This is a genomic window from Mycobacterium sp. 1482292.6 (assembly GCF_001672995.1).
Classification (GTDB): Bacteria; Actinomycetota; Actinomycetes; order Mycobacteriales; family Mycobacteriaceae; genus Mycobacterium; species Mycobacterium europaeum_A.
Window position 1 is genome coordinate 88,526 of the sequence record NZ_LZKV01000193.1, and the last position, 22,348, is coordinate 110,873.

At 68.8% G+C, this 22,348-nt stretch carries 27 protein-coding genes; 18 read left to right on the plus strand and 9 right to left on the minus strand.

What is annotated here, in order from left to right; all coding sequences use genetic code 11:
* Positions 1-22: 22 nt before the first annotated feature.
* The 13 genes from A5624_RS19125 to rplO all read left to right on the plus strand — a co-directional run bounded on the left by A5624_RS19125 (position 23) and on the right by rplO (position 8,119).
* Positions 23-913, plus strand: coding sequence for a formylglycine-generating enzyme family protein (locus A5624_RS19125; RefSeq protein WP_066869385.1), 891 nt, complete (start codon positions 23-25; stop codon positions 911-913).
* A 245-nt stretch (positions 914-1,158) separates the two neighbouring features.
* On the plus strand, positions 1,159-2,061 hold the full coding sequence (locus A5624_RS19130) for a DUF4436 domain-containing protein (RefSeq protein ID WP_066869388.1): 903 nt from the start codon (positions 1,159-1,161) through the stop codon (positions 2,059-2,061).
* 24 nt (positions 2,062-2,085) lie between these two features.
* Complete coding sequence (locus tag A5624_RS19135; RefSeq protein ID WP_156749092.1) at positions 2,086-3,561, plus strand: HNH endonuclease signature motif containing protein; 1,476 nt, start codon at positions 2,086-2,088, stop codon at positions 3,559-3,561.
* A gap of 230 nt (positions 3,562-3,791) precedes the next feature.
* Positions 3,792-4,160, plus strand: coding sequence for a 50S ribosomal protein L14 (rplN, locus tag A5624_RS19140; RefSeq protein ID WP_003403649.1), 369 nt, complete (start codon positions 3,792-3,794; stop codon positions 4,158-4,160).
* Entirely contained in the window at positions 4,161-4,478 is a 318-nt protein-coding gene (gene rplX / locus A5624_RS19145; protein ID WP_066869391.1) for a 50S ribosomal protein L24, read from the plus strand.
* A 1-nt stretch (position 4,479) separates the two neighbouring features.
* Positions 4,480-5,043: a 50S ribosomal protein L5 gene (gene rplE / locus A5624_RS19150; protein ID WP_066869394.1), complete on the plus strand. Its 564-nt coding sequence runs from the start codon at positions 4,480-4,482 to the stop codon at positions 5,041-5,043.
* Positions 5,044-5,047: 4 nt separating this feature from the next.
* Positions 5,048-5,233: a type Z 30S ribosomal protein S14 gene (locus tag A5624_RS19155; RefSeq protein WP_003873499.1), complete on the plus strand. Its 186-nt coding sequence runs from the start codon at positions 5,048-5,050 to the stop codon at positions 5,231-5,233.
* Between the two features lie 138 nt (positions 5,234-5,371).
* Positions 5,372-5,770: a 30S ribosomal protein S8 gene (rpsH, locus tag A5624_RS19160; protein ID WP_066869401.1), complete on the plus strand. Its 399-nt coding sequence runs from the start codon at positions 5,372-5,374 to the stop codon at positions 5,768-5,770.
* 23 nt (positions 5,771-5,793) lie between these two features.
* On the plus strand, positions 5,794-6,333 hold the full coding sequence (rplF, locus tag A5624_RS19165; RefSeq protein WP_066869404.1) for a 50S ribosomal protein L6: 540 nt from the start codon (positions 5,794-5,796) through the stop codon (positions 6,331-6,333).
* A 41-nt stretch (positions 6,334-6,374) separates the two neighbouring features.
* On the plus strand, positions 6,375-6,743 hold the full coding sequence (gene rplR / locus A5624_RS19170; protein WP_082972484.1) for a 50S ribosomal protein L18: 369 nt from the start codon (positions 6,375-6,377) through the stop codon (positions 6,741-6,743).
* 37 nt (positions 6,744-6,780) lie between these two features.
* A complete protein-coding gene (gene rpsE, locus A5624_RS19175) occupies positions 6,781-7,464 on the plus strand; it encodes a 30S ribosomal protein S5 (protein ID WP_066869410.1) in 684 nt (227 codons plus the stop codon).
* On the plus strand, positions 7,461-7,679 hold the full coding sequence (gene rpmD, locus A5624_RS19180; protein ID WP_066869413.1) for a 50S ribosomal protein L30: 219 nt from the start codon (positions 7,461-7,463) through the stop codon (positions 7,677-7,679). The genes rpsE and rpmD overlap by 4 nt, the downstream gene beginning before the upstream one ends.
* On the plus strand, positions 7,676-8,119 hold the full coding sequence (gene rplO / locus A5624_RS19185; protein ID WP_066869416.1) for a 50S ribosomal protein L15: 444 nt from the start codon (positions 7,676-7,678) through the stop codon (positions 8,117-8,119). Before rpmD ends, rplO begins: the two co-directional genes overlap by 4 nt.
* On the opposite strand, the gene A5624_RS19190 is transcribed toward rplO, so the two are convergent.
* Complete coding sequence (locus tag A5624_RS19190; RefSeq protein ID WP_066869419.1) at positions 8,120-9,046, minus strand: LLM class flavin-dependent oxidoreductase; 927 nt, start codon at positions 9,044-9,046, stop codon at positions 8,120-8,122.
* A 38-nt stretch (positions 9,047-9,084) separates the two neighbouring features.
* On the opposite strand from A5624_RS19190, the gene sppA reads away from it, so the two are divergent.
* Positions 9,085-10,860 carry a signal peptide peptidase SppA gene (gene sppA, locus A5624_RS19195; protein ID WP_066869422.1) on the plus strand — a complete coding sequence of 592 codons (1,776 nt, stop codon included), beginning with the start codon at positions 9,085-9,087 and terminating at the stop codon, positions 10,858-10,860.
* A 13-nt stretch (positions 10,861-10,873) separates the two neighbouring features.
* Here sppA and A5624_RS19200 read toward each other — a convergent pair whose 3' ends face one another.
* The 4 genes from A5624_RS19200 to A5624_RS19215 form a co-directional block, all read right to left on the minus strand.
* On the minus strand, positions 10,874-11,788 hold the full coding sequence (locus tag A5624_RS19200) for a class I SAM-dependent methyltransferase (protein WP_066869426.1): 915 nt from the start codon (positions 11,786-11,788) through the stop codon (positions 10,874-10,876).
* Positions 11,789-11,797: 9 nt separating this feature from the next.
* The gene (locus tag A5624_RS19205; protein ID WP_066869429.1) at positions 11,798-12,709 is read right to left on the minus strand and encodes a class I SAM-dependent methyltransferase; all 912 of its coding nucleotides are present in this window, start codon (positions 12,707-12,709) and stop codon (positions 11,798-11,800) included.
* Positions 12,706-13,671, minus strand: coding sequence for a class I SAM-dependent methyltransferase (locus A5624_RS19210; protein ID WP_066869432.1), 966 nt, complete (start codon positions 13,669-13,671; stop codon positions 12,706-12,708). The genes A5624_RS19205 and A5624_RS19210 overlap by 4 nt, the downstream gene beginning before the upstream one ends.
* Before the next feature lie 162 nt (positions 13,672-13,833).
* Positions 13,834-14,868, minus strand: a complete 1,035-nt coding sequence (locus tag A5624_RS19215) for a dihydrodipicolinate reductase (protein ID WP_066869435.1) — start codon at positions 14,866-14,868, stop codon at positions 13,834-13,836.
* Positions 14,869-14,944: 76 nt separating this feature from the next.
* On the opposite strand from A5624_RS19215, the gene A5624_RS19220 reads away from it, so the two are divergent.
* Both A5624_RS19220 and A5624_RS19225 read left to right on the plus strand, forming a co-directional pair.
* Positions 14,945-15,529, plus strand: a complete 585-nt coding sequence (locus tag A5624_RS19220; RefSeq protein ID WP_231998466.1) for a TetR/AcrR family transcriptional regulator — start codon at positions 14,945-14,947, stop codon at positions 15,527-15,529.
* Entirely contained in the window at positions 15,526-16,752 is a 1,227-nt protein-coding gene (locus tag A5624_RS19225; RefSeq protein WP_066869438.1) for a cytochrome P450, read from the plus strand. The genes A5624_RS19220 and A5624_RS19225 overlap by 4 nt, the downstream gene beginning before the upstream one ends.
* Positions 16,753-16,771: 19 nt before the next feature.
* Here A5624_RS19225 and A5624_RS19230 read toward each other — a convergent pair whose 3' ends face one another.
* Together A5624_RS19230 and A5624_RS19235 are read right to left on the minus strand one after the other, a co-directional pair.
* Entirely contained in the window at positions 16,772-17,425 is a 654-nt protein-coding gene (locus A5624_RS19230) for an L-fuculose-phosphate aldolase (RefSeq protein ID WP_066869441.1), read from the minus strand.
* Positions 17,422-18,402: an NAD(P)-dependent oxidoreductase gene (locus tag A5624_RS19235; RefSeq protein WP_066869444.1), complete on the minus strand. Its 981-nt coding sequence runs from the start codon at positions 18,400-18,402 to the stop codon at positions 17,422-17,424. Before A5624_RS19235 ends, A5624_RS19230 begins: the two co-directional genes overlap by 4 nt.
* Positions 18,403-18,432: 30 nt before the next feature.
* On the opposite strand from A5624_RS19235, the gene A5624_RS19240 reads away from it, so the two are divergent.
* Positions 18,433-19,803 carry an FGGY-family carbohydrate kinase gene (locus tag A5624_RS19240; RefSeq protein ID WP_066869447.1) on the plus strand — a complete coding sequence of 457 codons (1,371 nt, stop codon included), beginning with the start codon at positions 18,433-18,435 and terminating at the stop codon, positions 19,801-19,803.
* Positions 19,804-19,812: 9 nt separating this feature from the next.
* Positions 19,813-20,481 carry a GNAT family N-acetyltransferase gene (locus A5624_RS19245; protein WP_066869451.1) on the plus strand — a complete coding sequence of 223 codons (669 nt, stop codon included), beginning with the start codon at positions 19,813-19,815 and terminating at the stop codon, positions 20,479-20,481.
* Between the two features lie 3 nt (positions 20,482-20,484).
* Here the strand turns inward: A5624_RS19245 and A5624_RS19250 are convergent, their stop codons facing one another.
* Both A5624_RS19250 and A5624_RS19255 read right to left on the minus strand, forming a co-directional pair.
* Positions 20,485-21,417, minus strand: coding sequence for a class I SAM-dependent methyltransferase (locus A5624_RS19250; protein ID WP_066869454.1), 933 nt, complete (start codon positions 21,415-21,417; stop codon positions 20,485-20,487).
* On the minus strand, positions 21,414-22,346 hold the full coding sequence (locus A5624_RS19255) for a class I SAM-dependent methyltransferase (protein ID WP_066869457.1): 933 nt from the start codon (positions 22,344-22,346) through the stop codon (positions 21,414-21,416). Before A5624_RS19255 ends, A5624_RS19250 begins: the two co-directional genes overlap by 4 nt.
* Between the last annotated feature and the right edge of the window lie 2 nt (positions 22,347-22,348).

Genomic DNA, 22,348 nt, shown 5'->3' on the forward strand with positions numbered 1-22,348 from the left:
CCGGCGGGCGTAGCCTGACGGGGTGCTAACCGAGCTGGTCGACCTCCCCGGCGGATCATTCCGCATGGGATCGACCAGCTTCTACCCCGAAGAGGCGCCGATCCACACCGTGACGGTGGGTCCGATCGCGGTGGAACGGCACCCGGTCACCAACGCGCAGTTCGCCGAATTCGTCGCCGCCACCGGATATGTGACGGTGGCCGAGCAGCCGATCGACCCGACGCTGTATCCGGGCGCGGACCCCGGCGACTTGTGCCCGGGCGCAATGGTTTTCCGTCCGACCGCTGGGCCGGTCGACCTGCGCGACTGGCGACAGTGGTGGCAGTGGGTGCCCGGCGCGAGCTGGCGCCACCCGTTCGGGCCCGACAGCGATGTCCGCGACCGCGGCGATCATCCGGTGGTGCAGGTGGCGTATCCGGATGCGACCGCCTACGCGCGCTGGGCCGGCCGGCGCCTGCCGACCGAGGCCGAGTGGGAGTACGCGGCGCGGGCCGGTTCGACGACCACGTACTCCTGGGGTGACGAGGCCACCAGCGAGGGCCGGCTGATGGCCAACACGTGGCAGGGCAGCTTCCCGTACCGCAACGACGGGGCGCTCGGCTGGGTGGAGACCTCGCCGGTAGGTACCTTCCCCCCCAACGCTTTTGGGCTCGTCGACATGATCGGCAACGTGTGGGAGTGGACGGCCACCGAATACTCGGCGCGTCACCGGCTCGACCCGCCGCCCAAGTCCTGCTGCGCCCCGTCGGGCTCGGCCGATCCGTCCGTCAACCAAGCGTTGAAGGGCGGCAGCCACCTGTGCGCGCCGGAGTACTGCCACCGTTACCGTCCGGCGGCCCGGTCACCACAATCGCAGGACTCGGCGACGACCCACATCGGGTTTCGCTGCGTGGCCGACTCGTCATCGGGTTAGCAAATGGGTGTCGCCAGGCCGGAGGGCCGCTTTTTCAGCCGGCGATGTAAACGGCGCATGGCCGATGGGTGACGCGGGCCTGATGCGTTACTGGACAGGAGTTTTCGTCGCGCGGGCGGCCGCGTCGGTCCGCTAACATCTGACGGCGTGTCGCCCTCTTCCGACCGGTTCTCGCCGACGGCACCGGCCCGGCGTCAGAAAGCACTTCGGTATTCCCGGCGGGGTGTTGCTCGCGGCGGCCGGCGATGACCACCGAGGCCCCGAAGCAGAAGCGGGAGGCGCCGCGGATCGCGATTGGCGTCGGCATTCTCGCGGGCGTCATCATCGTCTACGTCCTGTCGCTGTTCGGCGTGCACTTTCTACAGCGGTCAGAGGGGCCGCTGCCGCCACTGGACCTGAGCCAGGGCGGCGGCGACGCCACGATCGTGCAGCTGCGCCTCGAAGAGTTGAAGCCGGTGGCCAACCGGCTGTCCGTCGAGGTGTTGGCGTATCCAGGAGTTGCCCAGTACGACAACAGGTTTGACGTGCTGGCCAACGACGTCGCGGTCCGGCTTTATCCCACAAGCGATCTGGGAGATCTGCAATACCCGAAGGGCAAGGCGCCGGCCCAGCTCAGCACCACCATCGAGGCGCACGGCGATCCGGGTAACTGGCCGTTCGACTCCTATCAGACGGAGCCGATCGCGGCCGACGCGTTCGTGGGCACCGGTGAGAACCGCAGGAAGGTGCCCGCCCGCGTCGAGGTGACCGGGGCGCTGGACGGGTGGCAGGTCAGCGTCAACCGGATGCACGACCCGAGCGCGCTGCCCACCTCCCGCGCCACCGACAACGGCAATGTGGTGATCACCCTGAAGCGGGCCAAGGGTCCCCTGATCTTCGACCTGGGCATCTGCCTGGTGTTGGTCAGCCTGCCCACCCTGGCCCTGCTGGTCGCCATTCCGATGGCGCTGGGCCGAAGGAAGTTCCTGCCGCCGTTCGCCACCTGGTACGCCGCGAACCTGTTCGCGATCGTCCCGCTGCGCAACATCCTGCCCGGGGCCCCGCCGCCCGGGTCGTGGATCGACCAGGCGATCGTGCAGTGGGTCCTCATCGCGCTGGTCACGGCGATGACCCTGTACATCGTCGCCTGGATCCGGCAGGGCGACTGACCGCACTTGTCGGTGGCCGGTGGCATGATCGAACTTATGTTCGAGTGGTGGTATGCGTCGCGGGAGACGCCCGAGTCGGGGGCGCTGCTGGATCGGGCGCGTGAGGCGGGGCGTGCGGAGGCGCGGGCGGCCGCCGAGCGGTTGGTGGCGGCCGGTGAGTTGTTGGTGTTGCGGTGTCGGGAGTCGGGGGAGCGGGCGGACTGGTCGGCGGATGCGTGGGAGGCGGTGGCCGCGCAGTTGGGTGCGGCGTTGGGGTGCAGTGTGGCGATGGGACATAGCTACTTGCGGTATGCGATGGCTTTGCGCGATCGGTTGCCGCGGGTCGGTGAGGTCTTTCGGGCCGGTTTGATCGATTACCGGGCGTTTCAGACGGTGGTGTTTCGCACTGACTTGATCACCGATGCCGAGGTGTTGGCCCGCGTGGATGAGCAGTTGGCGGTGGTGCTGTCGCGGCGCCCCTCGCTGACCCGCGGTGGGCTGGGTGCTGCGGTGGACCGGGTGGTCGCACTCGCGGATGCCGACGCGGTGCGCCGGGCCAAGGACGCGCTGCGGGATCGCTATGTCGATGTGCTCGACCACGAGTCGGGGATGGCGTATGTGAGCGGCAGTGTGGTGGCCACCGACGGCCAGGCGTTGGATCGGCGCCTCGATGAGCTGGCCGCCACGGTGTGTGCGGCCGATCCGCGCACCGCCGCGCAGCGGCGTGCGGATGCGTTGGGGGTGTTGGCCGCCGGCGGCGCGCGTTTGGTGTGTGGCTGCGGGGGTTCCGACTGCCCGGCGGTCGCGCCGAGGGCGGTCAAGAGCAACGTGGTGATCCACGTGATCGCCGAGCAGGCCAGCCTGCAGGGCACCGCCTCGACCCCGGCGGTCTCGCCCGGGGTGGAAGGTCTCATCCCGGCCGAGGTGCTCGCCGAGCTGGCCGCCTCGGCGCGGCTGGTGCCGCTGATCCCACCCACGGGTGCCGAAACCCGCTACACCCCCTCGGCCGCACTGGCCGACTTCGTGCGCTGCCGCGACCTGACGTGCCGGGCCCCGGGTTGTGACCGCCCGGCCACCGACTGCGACCTCGACCATACGATCCCGTACGCCGACGGCGGCCCCACGCACGCCTCGAACCTCAAGGCGCTATGCCGTGGGCACCATCTGATGAAGACGTTTTGGGGCTGGCGCGACCGCCAGCTGCCCGACGGCACCGTCATCTGGACGCTGCCCGACGGACACACCTACGTCACCACCCCGGGCAGCGCACTCTTATTCCCCAGCCTGTGCGCGCCCACCGGCGCGATACCGGCCACCGAAGCCGACCCGCCCCGCGACTACTGCGCCGAGCGCACCGCGATGATGCCCAAACGCCGCCGCACCCGCGCCCAGGACCGCGCCGCGCGCATGGCCACCGAACGCCGCCACAACCGCGACGCACGCCTGGCCCGAGCGGCCCCACCGGCGAACCACCCCTGGCCCACCACCCACGGGTTCGACGAGGACCCGCCGCCCTTTTAGGTGCAGAATCGACCCATCTCGATCGCCTTCGCGCAGAATTTGGCTCTGAGCTGGTCGTCCCCTAGACTCTAGGGGTTGCCTTGGGCAGACCTCGGCCGGTGTGAATCGGCCCCGCGTGCCCTTCGGTGACAAAGACCGCGCACGTCAGGTTTTTGGTGGGTCATGCCCGCCGAATGCTCACCCAGGTGGGTTCTCCTGCCGTGCACACGCAACCCAGGTCAGGAGATCGAGTGATTCAGCAGGAATCGCGACTGAAGGTCGCCGACAACACCGGCGCCAAGGAGATCTTGTGCATCCGTGTGCTCGGCGGCTCGTCGCGACGCTACGCCGGCATCGGTGATGTCATCGTCGCCACCGTCAAGGACGCCATCCCGGGCGGCAACGTCAAGCGTGGGGATGTCGTCAAGGCCGTCGTGGTGCGCACGGTCAAGGAGCGCCGCCGCCCCGACGGCAGCTACATCAAGTTCGACGAGAACGCCGCGGTGATCATCAAGCCCGACAACGACCCGCGCGGGACGCGCATCTTCGGGCCGGTGGGCCGCGAACTGCGCGAGAAGCGGTTCATGAAGATCATCTCGCTGGCCCCGGAGGTTTTGTAAATGAAGATCAAGAAGGACGACACCGTCCTGGTGATCGCCGGTAAGGACAAGGGCGCCAAAGGCAAGGTGCTCAAGGTCTACCCGGACCGCGACCGAGTGCTGGTCGAGGGCGTCAACGCGATCAAGAAGCACACCGCGGTTTCGACCAACCAGCGCGGCGCGCAGTCGGGCGGGATCGTCACCCAGGAAGCGCCGATCCACATCTCCAACGTGATGGTGGTCGACTCGGACGGTAAGCCCACCCGCGTCGGCTACCGCGTCGACGAGGAGACCGGCAAGCGCGTTCGTATCTCCAAGCGCAACGGCAAGGACATCTAGGATGACCACAGCAGAAAAGGTTCAGCCGCGCCTGAAAGAGCGGTACCGCAGCGAGATTCGCGATTCGCTGCAGCAGCAGTTCGGCTACGGCAACGTCATGCAGATCCCGACGGTGACCAAGGTCGTCGTCAACATGGGTGTCGGCGATGCGGCACGGGACGCGAAGCTGATCAACGGCGCCGTCAGCGACCTGGCGCTGATCACCGGGCAGCGCCCCGAGATTCGTCGCGCGCGCAAGTCCATCGCGCAGTTCAAGCTGCGTGAGGGCATGCCGATCGGCGCGCGGGTCACCCTGCGCGGGGACCGGATGTGGGAGTTCCTGGACCGCCTCACCTCGATCGCGTTGCCCCGTATCCGCGACTTCCGCGGCCTGTCGCCCAAGCAGTTCGACGGTGTCGGCAACTACACCTTCGGGCTCGCCGAGCAGTCGGTGTTCCACGAGATCGACGTGGACAAGATCGACCGGGTCCGCGGCATGGACATCAACGTCGTCACCTCGGCGACGACCGACGACGAAGGACGAGCGCTGTTGCGGGCCCTCGGCTTTCCGTTCAAGGAGAACTGAGTAGATGGCAAAGAAGGCACTGGTCAACAAGGCCGCACGCAAGCCGAAGTTCGCGGTGCGCGGCTACACCCGTTGCAACAAGTGCGGCCGCCCGCGCGCGGTCTTCCGCAAATTCGGACTGTGCCGGATCTGCCTGCGCGAGATGGCGCACGCGGGCGAACTGCCCGGCGTGCAGAAGAGCAGCTGGTAACAGCCCCAACCCCTAAGACCAACCCAGAACAGGTGCGCGACAGGCCCAAACCGGGAACCACCGCGAGGAAGGTACCAACGCTGTCATGACCGCGATGTCGACGATGCAGAGCGTAGCGATGAAGAGGAGCAGCGCTCGATGACTATGACGGACCCGATCGCAGACTTCTTGACACGTCTGCGCAACGCCAATTCGGCGTATCACGACGAGGTGACGTTGCCGCACTCGAAGCTGAAGGCAAACATCGCCCAGATCCTCAAGAGCGAGGGTTACATCAGCGATTTCCGGACCGAGGATGCCCGGGTCGGCAAGTCGCTGATCGTCCAGCTCAAGTACGGGCCGAGCCGGGAGCGAAGCATCGCCGGCCTGCGCCGCGTGTCCAAGCCCGGTTTGCGGGTGTATGCGAAATCCACCAATCTGCCGCGCGTGCTCGGTGGCCTGGGGGTGGCGATCATCTCCACCTCCTCGGGCCTGCTGACCGACCGCCAGGCAGCCCGACAGGGCGTGGGCGGCGAAGTCCTCGCGTACGTCTGGTAAGGGCGGGGAGGTAACGAAAGACTATGTCTCGCATTGGTAAGCAGCCGGTTCCGGTCCCGTCCGGAGTCGACGTGACGATCGATGGCCAGAAGGTGTCGGTGAAGGGACCCAAGGGCGCCCTGGACCTGACGGTGGCCGAGCCGATCACCGTGTCGCGCAACGACGACGGCGCGATCGTGGTCACCCGCCCCAACGACGAGCGGCGCAACCGCTCGCTGCACGGGCTGTCGCGGACCCTGGTGTCCAACCTGGTCACCGGCGTCACGCAGGGATACACCACCAAGATGGAGATCTTCGGCGTCGGTTACCGGGTGCAGCTCAAGGGTTCCAACCTCGAGTTCGCGCTGGGTTACAGCCACCCCGTGGTGATCGAGGCTCCGGACGGCATCACGTTCGCCGTCCAGTCGCCGACGAAATTCACCATCACCGGGATCGACAAGCAGAAGGTCGGCCAGATCTCGGCGAACATCCGCCGTCTGCGCCGCCCCGACCCGTACAAGGGCAAGGGTGTGCGCTACGAGGGTGAGCAGATCCGCCGCAAGGTCGGAAAGACAGGTAAGTAATCATGGCGCAAACACAAGCTGGCACCGCCGCGCGAAAGCCGGTGGGGCAGAGCGTATCCGCGACTCGGCGGGTTTCCCGGCTGCGCAGGCACGCACGCCTGCGCAAGAAGATCGCCGGCACCGGCCAGCGTCCGCGGCTGGTGATCAACCGGTCCGCGCGGCACATCCACGTGCAACTGGTCAACGACGAGAACGGGACCACGGTGGCCGCCGCGTCGTCCATCGAGGACGACGTGCGCAGCCTGCAGGGGGACAAGAAAGCCCGCAGCGTGCGGGTGGGCCAGCTGATCGCCGAGCGCGCCAAGGCCGCCGGCATCGACAGCGTGGTCTTCGACCGAGGCGGATACACCTACGGCGGACGGATCGCGGCGCTGGCCGATGCCGCACGCGAGAACGGATTGCAATTCTGATGACGAAGAGCTTGAACACGACTGGAAGGACCGCATAATGGCGGAGCAGCCGGCCGGCGGACAAGGCGCCGGCGACAGCCGTGACTCGCGCGGGGACCGCGACAGCCGCGGCCGCCGCGGCGACGGCGGTCGTGGTGGCCGCGACCGCGACGGCGACAAGAGCAACTACCTGGAGCGGGTTGTCGCGATCAACCGCGTTTCCAAGGTGGTCAAGGGTGGACGGCGATTCAGCTTCACCGCGCTGGTGATCGTCGGCGACGGCAACGGCATGGTCGGTGTCGGCTACGGCAAGGCCAAGGAAGTTCCCGCGGCCATCGCCAAGGGCGTCGAGGAGGCCCGCAAGGGCTTCTTCCGGGTGCCGCTGATCCGCGGGACCATCACCCACCCGGTTCAGGGTGAGGCGGCCGCCGGCGTGGTGCTGCTGCGCCCGGCCAGCCCCGGAACCGGCGTGATCGCCGGTGGCGCCGCCCGTGCGGTGCTGGAATGCGCCGGCGTGCACGACATCTTGGCCAAGTCACTGGGCAGCGACAACGCGATCAACGTGGTCCACGCGACGGTCACCGCGCTCAAGCTGCTGCAGCGCCCCGAGGAGGTGGCTGCTCGCCGCGGCCTGCCCATCGAGGACGTTGCGCCGGCCGGAATGCTCAAGGCTCGCCGGGAAGGTGACGCGATCGCCAGCGCGGCGGCACGCGAGGCGCAGACGTCGGGGGCACAACCATGAGCAGTCAACTGAAGATCACCCAGGTGCACAGCACCATCGGGGCCCGCTGGAAGCAGCGTGAGTCCCTGCGCACCCTGGGCCTGCGCAAGATTCGCCAGTCGGTAATTCGCGAGGACAACCCACAGACCCGCGGGTTGATCGCGGTGGTCAGCCACCTCGTCGAGGTGGAGCCGGCCGAGGCGTCGACCGCGGGTACCGGAGGTAGCAAGAAATGACGATCAAGCTGCACGATCTCAAGCCGGCGCGGGGGTCGAAGACCGCGCGCACCCGGGTCGGTCGCGGTGAGGGCTCCAAGGGCAAGACCGCCGGTCGCGGTACCAAGGGCACCAAGGCACGCAAGAACGTGCCGGCCACCTTCGAGGGTGGCCAGATGCCGATCCACATGCGGCTGCCCAAGCTCAAGGGGTTCCGCAACCGGTTCCGCACCGAGTACGAGATCGTCAACGTCGGCGACCTCAATCGGCTTTTCCCGCAGGGTGGTTCGATCGGCGTGGACGAGCTGGTGGCCAAGGGCGCGGTTCGCCGCAACTCGCTGGTCAAGGTCCTCGGCGACGGCAAGCTGACGGTCAAGGTCGAGGTGTCGGCACACAAGTTCAGCGGCAGCGCACGCGAGAAGATCACCGCCGCGGGCGGTTCGGCCACCGAGCTGTCCTAGCTAGCTCAGCTGCGGAATCACTTCTGCGGCAAGGCGTTCCATCTGTTCGTGGCTCTGCGCGGCGTCGATGCCGACGGGATTCAACAGCACCATCTGGGCCCCGGCGTCGATGACCTCGCGCAGCCCGCGCACCACGTCGTCGGGTGTGCCGGAGACCGGCACGTCCTGCACGCCGGGCATCCGGCCATAGATGCGGTCCAGGCCGTCCAGCACGCGTTCGCGGGCTTTGGCGGCGTCGTCGTCGACCATCAAATAGACCCGCTTGCCGATGGTGAAGGTCGCGGGATCCTTGTTCTGCTCCTCGAGTTCGCGGCGCACCACGGTTACGGCGCCGGCGAACGCTTCGGTGGTCGACGAACCGGCGCCCAAAAATGAGTCGCCGTGTCGCACCGCCCGGGCCAGGGCCTTGGGCGCCAGGCCCCCGAACCAGATCGGCGGGTGCGGGCGCTGCACCGGCTTGGGCGATATCGGCAGGTCGTCGACGTCGCGGAACCGGCCGTGAAACGTCACCCTTGGCTCGTCGGACCAGGCCGCCTTCATCAGTTCCAGGCCCTCGGTGAAATACGAGATGAACGTGTCCTTGTCCACGCCGAAGGCGGCGAATTGCCGCCGACCACCCCCGGGCGCGACACCAATGTCCAAGCGGCCGTGGCTGAGTCGGTCGACCGCGGTGGCGGCCGAGGCCAACTGCAGCGGATCGTGCAGCGACGTCACCAGGACGGCGACGCCCAGGCGCAGGCGCTCGGTGCAGGCCGCGCAATACGCCAGCAGCTCCAGCGGAGCCAGCAGCGGTGCGGGGCCGATGATCTGTTCGAGCAGCCAGCCGCCCTCGAACTCGAGCTCCTCGGCGCGCGCGAGGAAAGCGCGCAGCCCCGTTGCGTCGAAGCCGTCGTAGTCGAATTGCGGGATCGCGATGGAAAACCTCACCCGACCACCGTACGGCCGTGCATCGGTAGTCTGCAGACATGTTCGCTTTCCTGCCTTCGATCCCCGGAGCCGACGACGTTCGGGCGCTGGCCGGCCGGGTCGATACCGCCCGTCATCACGGCGTGCCCAACGGCTGTGTGCTCGAGTTGGACCTGCGCACGATTCCGCCGGAGACCTCGGGCTTCGACCCCCTGGCCCTCGTCAGCGGGGGCAGCCGGCAGCTCGCGCTGCGCGACGTGGTGGCCGCCATCTACCGGGCGGCCGAGGATCCGCGGGTCGCCGGGCTGATCGCCCGTGTGCAACTGACGGCGTCGCCGGCGGCGGCGGTGCAGGAACTGCGCGAGGCCATCGTCGCTTTCACCGCCGCCAAGCCGTCGCTGGCCTGGGCCGAGACCTACCCGGGCACGCTGTCGTACTACCTGGCTTCGGCGTTCGGTGAGGTCTGGATGCAGCCCGCCGGCAGCGTCGGGCTGATCGGTTTCGCCAGCAATGCCACCTTCCTGCGCGACGCGTTGGACAAGGCCGGCATCGAGGCCCAATTCGTCGCCCGCGGCGAATACAAGTCGGCGGCAAACCGTTTCACCGAGCACGGCTTCACCGAGGCCCACCGCGAGGCCGTCACCCGGATGCTGGAAAGCCTGCAGGAGCAGGTGTGGGAGGCGGTCGGGAAATCACGCAAGCTGGATGCCGGCGCCCTGGACGCGCTGGCCGACCGCGCCCCGCTGTTGCGCGACGAGGCCGTGTCCTCTGGCCTGGTCGACCGGATCGGATTCCGGGACGAAGCCTATGACCGCATCGCGGAACTGGTTGGCGTAAAAGATGTTTCGGAGGAGAACACGCCACCGCGGCTGTATGTGTCGCGCTATGCCGGCGCGGCCCGGTCGCGGCTGGCCCCGCCGGTGCCCCCGGTTCCCGGACGGCGCGCCAAACCGGCGGTGGCCGTGATCAACGTCGACGGCACGATCGTCGACGGACGTGGGGGACCGCAGTTCCTGCCGTTCGGCGCGTCCACCGTGGGCAGCGACACCATCGCCCCGGCACTGCGGCAAGCCGCCGCCGACGATTCGGTGGCCGCGATCGTGCTGCGGGTCAACAGCCCCGGCGGCTCGGTCACCGCATCGGAAACGCTGTGGCGAGAAGTGAAAAGGGCGCGCAAGCGCGGCAAGCCGGTGGTGGCGTCGATGGGTGCGGTCGCCGCGTCCGGCGGCTATTACATCGCCGCGGCCGCCGACGCAATCGTCGCGAGCCCCGCGACCGTCACCGGTTCCATCGGCGTGATCACCGGCAAGCTGGTGATTCGCGATCTGCTGCAGCGCCTCGGCGTCGGGCTGGATACCGTGCGTACCAACGCCAATGCCGATGCCTGGTCGATCGAGACGCCGTTCACCCCCGAGCAGCGCGCCCACCGGGAGGCCGAGGCCGACCTGGTGTACGCCGACTTCCTGGAGCGGGTCGCCGACGGCCGCAATCTGACCACCGAGGCCGTCGATCGCGTGGCCCGGGGCCGGGTGTGGACCGGTGCCGACGCCCGCGAGCGGGGGCTGGTCGACGAACTGGGTGGCTTCCGTACCGCGCTGCGCCGGGCGAAAATCCTTGCCGGACTGGACGAAGACGCCGACGTGCGCCTGGTCACCCTCCCGGGCGGCTCGCTGCTGGACATGCTGCGGCCGCGGGCCTCCTCGCAGCCGGCGGCCGCGTCGCTGCCTGACGCGCTGGCCGCGCTGTTGGGCCGCACCATCGGCGCCGTCCTGGACAACGTCGAACGGTCCTACAACGGCGCCAGCGCGCTGTGGCTGGGGCCCTGGCGGCTCTAGGGACCCAGCCGGTCTAGCCGGCCAGCTCGGCGCTGATGAAGATGATCTCGCCGAGCGGGTCGTCGTTCTCCGGCGCGGGCGCCTCGATGCCGTTGCGCGCGAAGAGTTCCGTGCGGGTGACGCCCTCGGCCTTCCAGCCGATGCTGGACAGATAGTCGATGACATGGTTGCGTTCACCGGCGTACACCAGCGACGCCATGTCGATGTCGACGCCGTGCTCCCGGAACGAACCGGACATCTCCCGAACCCGTTCGGCATCGAAATCCACTATGCCGGGCACGAATTCGGTGGCAATGGTGCTTCCCCGTGCGCTGAGCGCGGTGATGTTGTCGAACAGCCGGTCCTGGGCGTCGGGCGGCAGATAGATCAGCAGGCCCTCGGCCAGCCAGGCCGTCGGCACCGTGGTGTCGAATCCCGCCGCCTTGAGGGCGGCGGGCCAGTCCGCGCGCAGATCGATGGGAACGGTGCGCCGCGGCGCGGTCGGCTCCGCGCCGACGTCGGCCAGGGTGCGGCTCTTGAATTCGATCACCCGCGGCTGGTCGATCTCGTAGACCACCGTGCCCGCCGGCCAGGGCAACCGGTAGGCGCGCGAGTCCAGCCCCGAGGCCAGGATCACCACCTGCCGCACCCCGCCGCCGGTGGCGTCGACGAAGCAGTCGTCAAAGTACTTGGTACGCACCGCCATTCCGTCGACCATCGACTGGATGCGCACCGGCGTGGCGTTCTCGATCGCATCCAGCTCGAGGTCGCCGTCCATCATCTTGGTGAAGAAATCCACCCCGACCGCGCGCACCAGCGGCTCGGCGAACGGATCGTTGATCAGACCGCGGGGATCCTTGGACGCCATGGCGCGCCCGGCCGCGACCATGGTCGCGGTCGCGCCGACGCTGGAGGCAAGATCCCACTCATCGTCGTGACTGCGTGACATGGAAGCAGCCTACTTGAGGGTGGCGGCGACGTAGCTCAGGTCACCGAAGGCCACCACCACTTCTTCGGGAAATTCGAAGCCGTTGTGCGCGTACAGTTCCCTTACTGCGTGGGCGGTCACATCCCAGCCGTGCTCGCTCAGGTAGTCGACGACGACGCTGCGTTCACCCCGGTAGAACAGCTCACCTGCGTCAAGGTCGAACCCGGCACTGCGCCACCGCTCGGTGATGCGCTGCAGGCGTTCGTCGGTGAAGGCGTTGGGGTCCGGCACGTGTTCGGTGGCCAGCCGGCTGCCCGGCGCGCTGAGCGAGGTGATGTTGTCGAACAGCTGGTCCTGCGCCTCGGGTGGCAGGTAGGGCAGCAGCCCTTCGGCGCTCCACGCGGTCGGCTGCGAGACGTCAAACCCGTTCTCGCGCAAGGCCGCAGCCCAGTCCTCGCGCAGGTCGATAGCCACTGTCCGCCGCTCGGCGGTGGGGGCCGCGCCGAGGCCTGCCAGCGTGTTGGTCTTGAACGCGATGACCTGTGGCTGGTCGATCTCGTAGACCACCGTGCCCGCGGGCCACGGCAAGCGGTAGGCCCTGGTGTCCAGGCCGGAAGCCAGAATCACCGCTTGGCGCACACCGTCTTCGGTGGCATTGATGAAGAAATCGTCGAAAAACCGTGTCCGGACGGTCATCTGCTCGGCCCTGGCTTTGCGGTTCATCAGCGGATCGTCGGCGAAGTCAACGTCACCATCGATGATGCGGATGAAGGGGTCCAATCCGACGGCGCGGACCAGCGGATCGGCGAATTTATCGTCGAGCAGTGGGTTGGGCCCCTGCGAAGCGACGGCGCGGGATGCGGCGACCATCGTTGCCGTCGCTCCCACGCTGGACGCCAGGTCCCAGCTGTCGCCGTCGGTTCTTGCCGCGTCGGTGGTCATCGGGCTGCCTCCTCCTTCTCGCCGAGCGTGCCGCTGGTGTACAGCATCTCGCCCATCCGCGTGTCATCGTCGGTGAGCGGGTCAAGTCCGTTGGCGGCGAACAGTTCCGTGATGCTGGCGCTGTTCAGCCGCCAGCCGCGGTCGGCCAGGTATGCGGCCGCCTCGTTGCGGTCGCCGAAGTAGACCAGTCCCGCCATGTCCAGCTCGAAACCGTGCGCACGCCAGCGCTCGGAGATCGTCTGCATGCGCTCCTTCATCTTCTCCTCGTGGCCGGGCTCGGGGTTGGGCGCGCTCTCGGTGGCCAACCGGCTACCCGGCGCGCTGAGCTCGGTGATGGTGTCCAGCAGGCGGTCCTGCGCCTCGGGCGGCAGGTAACCGAGCAGGCCCTCGGCGCTCCACGCGGTCGGCTGGGCCGGGTCGAATCCGGCGTTGCGCAGCGCGGTGGGCCAGTCGTCGCGCAGGTCGACGGCCACCACCCGCCGCTCGGCGGTCGGCTCGGCGCCCAGCTCGGCCAGCGAGCGGGTTTTGAATTCGATCACCTGCGGCTGGTCCACCTCGTAGACCACCGTCCCGGCCGGCCACGCCAACCGGTACGGGCGGGCGTCCAGCCCGGAGGCCAGGATCACCGCCTGCTTGATGCCGGCGTTCGTCGCATCCAGGAAGAACTCGTCGAAGAACTTGGTGCGTACGGCCATGTTGTCGGCCATCCGCGACATCGCGCCGGCGGATCCCGCGGCGCCGTCGTGCACGTCGTTCAGCTCGGCGGGGTCCAGCTCGCCGCTGGCCAGCCGGGACAGCAGGTCCACGCCGACCAGCTTCACCAGCGGCTCGGCGAAGGGGTCGTTGATCAGCGGGTTGTCGGCCCGGGTGGCCATGGCGCGGGCCGCCGCGACCATGGTCGCGGTCACCCCGACGCTGGACGCCAGGTCCCAGGTGTCGCCTTCGTACCTGGTGGAAGTCATACGGTGTGCTCCTATCGGAGGTAGTCAATCTAATACTTAGCCGATATAACAAGCTTCTCCCACTGTACGCTTCCCGGATTTCGCGGCAACCTTTACTGATGGCGGACGCGACGCCCTCCGCGGTGGCGGATAAGCGGGTGCTCATCACGGGTTCGACCAGCGTTAGCCCAACGCGCCGCGGGAACCGATGAGCGGCAGATCGATTGGCGTGATGACCCCCGGTGGCGCCTGGCACAGGAACGGGATGGCGTTGACGGCCGCGACGGCGGTGCTGTCCATCAGCACGGTCATCACGTCCTGCCCGGGCTCGCCGAACCTGATCGTCGCGTCGACGCGCGGTTCGCCGTCGATCACCACGCGGAAACCCTCGGGGTCGGTCCATTTCGGCTCGAGCGCGTCGTCACTCATGGTCCAGCAGATGGCCAGTTCGACCAGCGGGCTTCCGCGGCGATAGCCCCGATAGGTGCGGCGCTGGCCGCCGACGGTGCCGGCGGCGTAATTCACCCACCCCAGATCCAGATCCCGGGTCAGCACCGCGGTCTCGACGAACGCCTCTGTCGAATCGAGTTCGGTCCCCAGCATTGTGGCGATCATGTCCAGGGTCTCGAAGTAACCGAGGCCGTAGCGTTGAGCCGCGGGGTCGATCGGCGTCAGCGGCTGCCGCGGTGGCTTACCGAATCCGAGCACCTGCCACACCTCCCGCACGGGATAGGTGGTGCAGTCCAGCGTTTCGACGAGCTTGACGCTGCGAACCTTGCGGCAGGCACCGGTGAGGAAGCCGGCGACGACGTTGATGAAGCCCGGCTCGAAACCCGTTCCCAGAAAGGTCGCACCGCCCCGGCGCGCGGCCTCCTCAAGCGCCGGCAGTTCAGCCCGGTGGTGGGTGCCGGTCAGGAAGTCGCCCGTCGTGACCACGTTGATGCCGCGACGCAACATCGTTTCCACCAGCGCGTAGTCGATGACGCGTGGCATGTAGCTCACGCAGTCGGGTGCCAGGTCGAGCAGCGCGTCGACATCGCTCGTCGCGATGACGCCGGTCGGGGGCCGGCCCGCGAGGATTCCCGCGTCGCGCCCCGCCTTCGCGGCGTCCAACGCATGTACGCCCTGCAGATCGAAGTCGTCGCGGTCCAGCAGGATGCCCAGCGCCCGCCTTCCGATGTTGCCGGTCGACCACTGAACCACGTGGTATCGCCCCATGGTTGACAAGCGTAGGCGAACACTGTTCTAATCTGAACACCGTTCGAAATAGAACGCTGTTCGAAGTGGGGGACGCGTGAAGGCCGACGTCGATGTACCGGTGCTGCGCTACGGGGCCCTGGACCGGGCGCACCTGACCAAGCACCTCCTGCAACTGGCTAGGCGCGTGGGCGTCGGCCGGGTGACGATGCGGGAGCTGGCGGCCGAAGCGGGTACGGCCGCCTCGTCGGTGTACTACCACGTCCGCGACAAGCGCGAACTGCTCGATCTGCTCATCGAGTCGGTCCTCACGCAGATCGAGGTGCCGCAGGCGGGCGATTGGGAAGCGCGGTTAATTGCGCTGCACCTGAATGCCTGGCACGTGCTCGTCGACGTTCCCGGGATCGCGGCCCTGCTCCAGCAGCATCCGCACACCGCCGCGGCCGCCGAGATGAACCGCGCCGCGCGCGCAATTCTGCGCGAAAGTGGCTTGGATGAAAAGCATTTCGATGCCGCGCATGCAGCGTTGTACATCCATCTGCTGGGCTCGGTTCAGCTTGAACACACCCGGCGCGCCGGGGGAATGGCACACGGTCCGGGTGACGAGGCGTTCGCCTACGGACTGCGCCTGATCCTGGCCGGCCTGCGCGAGGAGCTCAAGCGGAATCGAGACGGATCGTGACCGGCGCGACCATCGATCTCGCCGCCCCCGCGCTATGGGCGTCGCGTTTTCCCGACGATCTGTTTGCCGAGTTGCGCGCCCACACCCCGGTCTTTCACCAGCGGCTGACTTCCGACGTGCAATCCGCTGTGGGACGCGAGTTTTGGGTGTGCACCAAGCACGCGGACGTCGCGCGCGTGCACCGCGATCACGAAACATTCACGGCGACCCGCGGCCCGCTGATCCAGGACGTACCGTTGTTCGACGCCTATCCGGCGATCGTGAGCATGGACCCGCCGGATCACACGATTCGCCGCAAAGTCATCTCCCGCGCGTTCACACCCCGCGCGGTGGCCAAACTGGAAGAGGGGATTCGCCGGCGGGCCAAGGCCATGGCCGCGACACTCGTCGAATCCGGTGGCGGTGAGTTTGTCGACCTGGCCGCGGGACTGCCGATATCGGTGATCGGTGACATCGTCGGGATCCCCGACGCCGACCGCCCCCAAGTGTTCGGCTTGATCGACCGGGTGCTGAAGACGGCCGGCGCACAGATGTCGGTCCCCGGCGGCGATGATCTGTTGCCGTTCATGGAGCTGTTCGAGTACGCGAGCGCGCTGACCGCCCGCAAGCGGGAGCATCCCGTGGACGACATCTGGAGCGCGCTGTGCACCACCGAGATCACCGCGGAATCGGGCGAAAGCTTTTTGCTGCCATCCAACGAGCTGGAGATCTTCTTCTTCGTGCTCGGCCTGGCCGGCGCCGATACGACGCGAAATGCGTTGTGCGACGGCATCCGAGCCTTCGCCGGCAATCCGGATCAGCTCGCGGCCTACCGATCCGACCCGGACACGCGGCGCACCGCGGTCGAGGAGGTGATCCGCTACTCCACACCGATCATGTTCTGGGTGCGCGGGGCGATCAGGGATGTGACGCTCGGTGACGCGGTGATCCCCGCGGGTGCGCGGGTGGTGACGATGCTGCGCTCGGCCAATCGCGACGAGGACGTCTTCGCGGACCCCTACCGGTTCGACATCCGCCGTGATCCCAACCCCCACCAGTCCTTCGGCGGCGGCGGCGCCCACCACTGCTTGGGTGCGATGCTTGCGCGGGCGGAGGTCCGGGCCGCGCTCGATGAAATCCTGTTGAATACCAACAACATCGACGTCGGCCGACCGAGGATGACGCTGCCCGACCTGTGCAACAACATGACCGTGTACGAGTCACTCCCGGTCAGTTTCAGCTAGCGCCGGGCTCGGCGGCCGGCTAGGCGTTCGTCCGCAGATAGCTATACACGGACGCGAAGTTGCGGTTGACGTCCTCGGGGATGGGCACCGGCCCGCCGAGAGCCCTTGCACCCCAGACGATTTGAGCGGTCCGCTCGACCAGCGCGGTGATATGCAACACCTTGTCGGGCCGCGGTCCCACCGCCACCAGGCCGTGGTTGGCGATCAGCGCGGCGCCGCGGCCCTCGAGCGCCTTCACCGCGTTGGCGCCGACGTCGGGCGTGCCGGAGGCGGCGTAGTCGGTGCACCGGACGTCGCCGCCGCAATAGACCGCGAACTCGTCGATGCAGGCCGGGATCGGTTCGTGGGCGATGGCGAACATGGTGGCCCACACCGGATGGCTGTGAATGACGCTGCCGATGTCGTCGAACGCCCGATAACACGCCAGGTGCAGCTGCATCTCCGATGACGGCGTGCGGCCCTGCGCCGCCTGCAACACCGAGCCGTCGGCGTCGACGAGCACCAGGTCGTCGAGCTGCATGTCGCGGTAGTCGACCGACGACGGCGTGATGACGATGTGGCCATCGGCGCGGCGCGCGGAGATGTTGCCGGCAGTCCCCTCGACCAGACCGCGGCGCAGCATGTCCTTGGCGGCGTCCAGCACCGCGGTTTCCGGGTTGTCCACGAACTTCATGGCCCTAACACCTCCGGGTTGACGATATGCGCGGGCGCGTTGCCGGCCAACAGCGCTTCCAGGTCGTCGGCCACCATCTGCGCCTGCCGCGCCTCGGTGTCGAAGGTGGCGCCCCCGATGTGCGGGGTCAGCACCACGTTTCCCATGCCCACCAGCGGGTGATCGGCCGGCAGCCACTCGCCGGCGAAGTGGTCGAGCCCCGCGGCGCCCACCTTGCCCGCGGTCAGGGCGTCCACCAGCGCATCGGTGTCGTGCAACTGGGCCCGGGCGGTGTTGAGGAAGACCACGCCGTCGCGCATGGCCGCGAACTCCCGCGCGCCGATCATGCCGGCCGTGTCGTCGGTGACCGGGGCGTGCATCGAGACCACGTCGGCCTCGGCCAGCAACTCGTCGAGGCTGTGCCGGGCGTCGGGGTTGTAGGGGTCGTGGGCGATGACGCGTAGGCCCAGCCCGGACAGCCGCCACCGCGTAGCGCGGCCGACCGCGCCAAGGCCCACCAGCCCCGCGGTGAGCCCGGCGATCTCGGCGGCGCGGAAGCGTTGATACGGGATGCTGCCGTCGCGAAAGATGTTGCCGCTGCGCACATCCGCGTCCGCGGTCAGCACGTGCCGGGTGGCGGCAAGCAGCAGGGCCACCGTCATCTCGGCGACGGCATCGGCGTTGCGGGCCGGCGTGTTCAGCACCGGGATGCCGGCCGCGGTGGCCCCGGCGACGTCGACGTTGTTGGGGTCGCCACGGGTGGACGCGATCACCCGCACGCCCGCGTCGAACACCGGGCCCCGCACCGAATCGCTTTCCACCACCACGATTTCGGCGCCCTCGCCGGTGATCCGATCGGCCAGCTGCTCGGCGCTGTAGATGCGCAGCGGGGTCTGCTCGATCCAGGGGTCGTAGACGACGTCGGCCAACTCCCGCAGTGTGGCGAAGCCCGGCCCACGCATCGGGGCGGTCACCAAGGCGCGCGGTTTAGACGTCACGAGTGCCAATGCTGGCGTACGGTGACGCCCGTGTCACGCAATGACGTCACAATCGGCATCGACGTCGGCAGCACCGCGGTCAAGGCCATAGCCGCCGACCCCGACGGCAACGTGACGGCGCGTGTGCGCATCCCGCACGAGCTGCGGGTGCCCGAACCCGACCGGCTGGAGCACGACGCCGTGGCGGCGTGGCGGCGTGGGCCGTCGGCGGCGCTGGACCAACTGGTCGGGCAACCCGGAATCGCGGCGGTGGCCGTCTCGGCGATGGTGCCGTCGATGACCGCCGTCGACGACACCGGCACACCGATCACGCCGGGACTGCTCTACGGCGACGCGCGGGGCCGCACGCCCGGCGGCCCGGGCCCACAAGCGCCGCAGCTGCCCGCACTGGGCGAGGCCGCCGAGTTCTTGCGCTGGACGGCCGCCCACGCGCCGGGCGCCGCCGGCTACTGGCCCGCGCCGGCGGTGGCCAACCACGCGCTGTCGGGCCAGGCGGTCATCGACATCGCCACCGCCGCCACGGCGTTTCCCTTGTTCGACGGGACCGGCTGGAACCCCGAGGCATGCGCCGACCGGGGCGCGCAGGTCTCGCAGCTGCCCCGGGTGGAAAGCATGGGGGCCGTCGTCGGGCAGGTCAACGGCAGCGAGGCCGCGCTGGCCACCGGCGCCATCGACGCGTTGTGCGAACAGATCGTCGCCGGTGCCGACCACGACGGCGACGTGCTGGTGATGTGCGGGACCACGCTGATCGTCTGGACGACGATCGCCGAGGCCCGCCAGATGCCCGGCCTGTGGACCATCCCGCACACCACGCCCGGCAAGAGCCAGATCGGCGGGGCCAGCAACGCCGGCGGGCTGTTCCTGGGCTGGGTGGATCGCGTTGTGGCACCGGCGGATCCGACGGCCGTGGAGCCCGGGCGGGTGCCGGTGTGGTCGCCCTATTTGCGGGGCGAGCGCACCCCGTTCCACGACCCGGACCGCCGGGGCGTGCTCGAGGCCCTGGATCTGACCCACGACGCCGCCGCGCTGCGGCGGGCCGCCTACGAGGCATCCGGCTTCGTGGTCCGCCAGCTCATCGAACTCGGCGGGGCGCCGGTGTCACGCATCGTGGCCACCGGCGGCGGCACCCGGGTGGGGCCGTGGCTGCAAGCCATCGCCGACGCCACCGGGCGCCCGGTCGAGGTGTCCGGGGTGGCGGAGGGGGCCGCGTTGGGAGCGGCCTTCCTGGCGCGCATGGCGGCCGGCCTCGAGACGACCATCGCCGATGCCGCCCGGTGGGTGCGCACCGAGCGCATCGTGGAGCCCGACCCCGCCTGGGCGAGCGCGGTCGGGGATCGTTACCAGCGCTTCCTGGAGTTGGGGAACCGCAGATGTAGCGCGGTGGTGCCACCGGCGATCTAGGCTGGTGCAATGACCGACCAGGACCGCAAAGCCGCCCGCCGCGAAATCGCCGACGCACTGTTGAAAGCCCTTGAACGACGACACGAAGTACTCGACCTGATTGTGGAGGCGGGCAACAAATCGGAGGCGATCGACGCCATCGCCGGTTTGCTCGGTACCTCGCGGACGGGCGCCGAAGCGGTATTCGGCTTGTCCTTCGACCGACTCACGAAGGATTCGCGAAAGACGATCCAGACCGAACTCGAGGACCTGAACAAGCAGCTGAGCTTCACCCTGGGCGAGCGTCCCGCGAGTTCGGGGGACACCCTCGAGCTGCGGCCGTTCTCCGCGAGCGAGGACCGCGACATCTTCGGCGTCCGCACCGAGGACATGGGTGGCGTGTCGGGCGACGGATCCGGCGGGCAGGCGGGCAACCTCGACGACGAGATCAGCGCCGCGCTGGGCCGGGTCGACGACGAGGAGGCCGCCTGGTTCGTGGCCATCGACCACGGCGAAAAGGTCGGCATGGTGTTCGGCGAGCTGGTCCGCGGCGAGGTCGACGTGCGAATCTGGATCCACCCCGATCACCGCAAGCGGGGTTACGGCACTGCCGCGCTGCGCAAGTCGCGCTCGGAGATGGCCTGGTGTTTCCCGGCCGTGCCGATGGTCGTGCGGGCACCGGCGGCCAACCCCCACTGACGGTCAGGGCAGTACGGCGTCGACCGCGATGCTGTGCCGCAGCGACTCCAGGCTGTCGCCCGGTGGAAGGGGCAGCCCGGCCTCGGCGAACATGTCGGCGCGGGTGCGGGTCGACACCCGCCAGCCCAGGGCGCTCAGATACTGCGCTGCAGGCGTGCGCGCGCCGCGGTAGACCAGCGTCGACACGTCGACATCGAAGCCGAATTGCCCCCACCGCCTGGTCATCGCCTTGGCGCGCCTTTCCAGCAGGTCCGAGGCGCCGCCGTCGTGGTACTCGGTCGCCAGTCGGCTGCCCGGCGCGCTGAGCGTGGTGATCACGTCGAACAGGCTGTCCTGCGCCTGCGGCGGCAGATACATCAACAGGCCCTCGGCGCTCCAGGCGCTGGGCCGCGACTCGTCGAAACCCTTGTCCCGCAGGGCGCCACGCCAGTCCTCGCGCAGGTCGACCGATACCGTGCGCAGCTGCGCGGTGGGCTTGGCCCCCAACGCGCCCAGCGTCGTGGACTTGAACTCGATGACGGCGGGCTGGTCGACCTCGTACACCACGGTGCCCGCCGGCCAGGCCAGGCGATAGGGGCGTGAGTCCAGGCCGGAGGCCAGGATGACGACCTGGCGGATGCCGGAAGCGGTTGCGTCGGTGAAGAAGTCGTCGAAGTAGCGGGTGCGCACGGCCATCATGTTGGTCATCCGCTGCAGGTTGAATTCCGCGTCCGGGTCGGCGTCGGCATCGAGACCGCCGGTCTCATCGGTGATTTCGCCGTCGAGCACCCGGATGAAGAACTCGGCGCCCACCGCGCGGACCAGCGGGTCGGCGAACGGATCGTCGATCAGCGCGTCGGCCCGCTTACCGGCCAGCGCCCGGCAAGCGGCGACCCAGGTCGCCGTGGCGCCCACGCTCGAGGCCAGGTCCCAGGTGTCTCGATCGGTGCGGGTCACGACGCCTCCTCGGACAGGGTCGCGGTGACGTATCGGATGTCGGCGAAGGCCGCCATCGACGGTTGCTCGGGGAATTCGAAACCGTTGGCGGCATACAGTTCCGGGGTGCTGTGCACCGACGAGCGCCAGCCCCGCTCGGACAGGTAGGTCACCACGTCGTTGCGTTCGCCGGGGTATACCAGATCCGCCCAGTTGAGGTCTAGTCCCATCCGGCGCCAGCGCTCGCTGATCTCGCGGCCCCGCTTTTCGATGCGCCCGCGCATGTCGGGCACGTAGCCGGTGCCGATCCGGCTGCCGACGGCGGACAGCGCGGTGATGCTGTCGAACAGGCGGTCCTGTGCCTCCGGCGGCAGATAACCCAGCAGGCCTTCGGCGCTCCACGCCGTGGGCGCGGCCGCATCAAATCCGCCGTCGCGCAGCGCGGCCGGCCAATCGTCGCGCAGGTCCACGCCCACCGCCCGCCGCTCGGCGCTCGGGGTTGCACCCAGGTCCGCCAGCGTGCGGGTCTTGAACTCGATCACCCGCGGCTGGTCGATCTCGTAGACCACGGTGCCGGGCGGCCAGGCCAGCCGGTAGGCCCGGGTGTCCAGTCCCGAGGCCAGGATGACGGCCTGGCGGATACCGGAGTCGGCGGCCCCCAGAAAGAACGAGTCGAAGAACCGGGTGCGGACCGCCATGCCCTCACCGAGCCGCCGCGCGGTGAACGCCGGATCATCCTCGGGCGTCTCGATGTCTCCGTCCATCATCCGGATGAAGGCCTCGACGCCGACGGCGCGCACCAACGGCTCGGCGAAGGGATCGTCGATCAGCGGGTTGGGACCCTTGGACGCCAGCGCCCGCCGGGCGGCCACCGCGGTGGCGGTGGCTCCCACGCTGGACGCCAGATCCCAGCTGTCGCCGTCCGATCGCTTGTTGTCGGTCTCCGGCATGG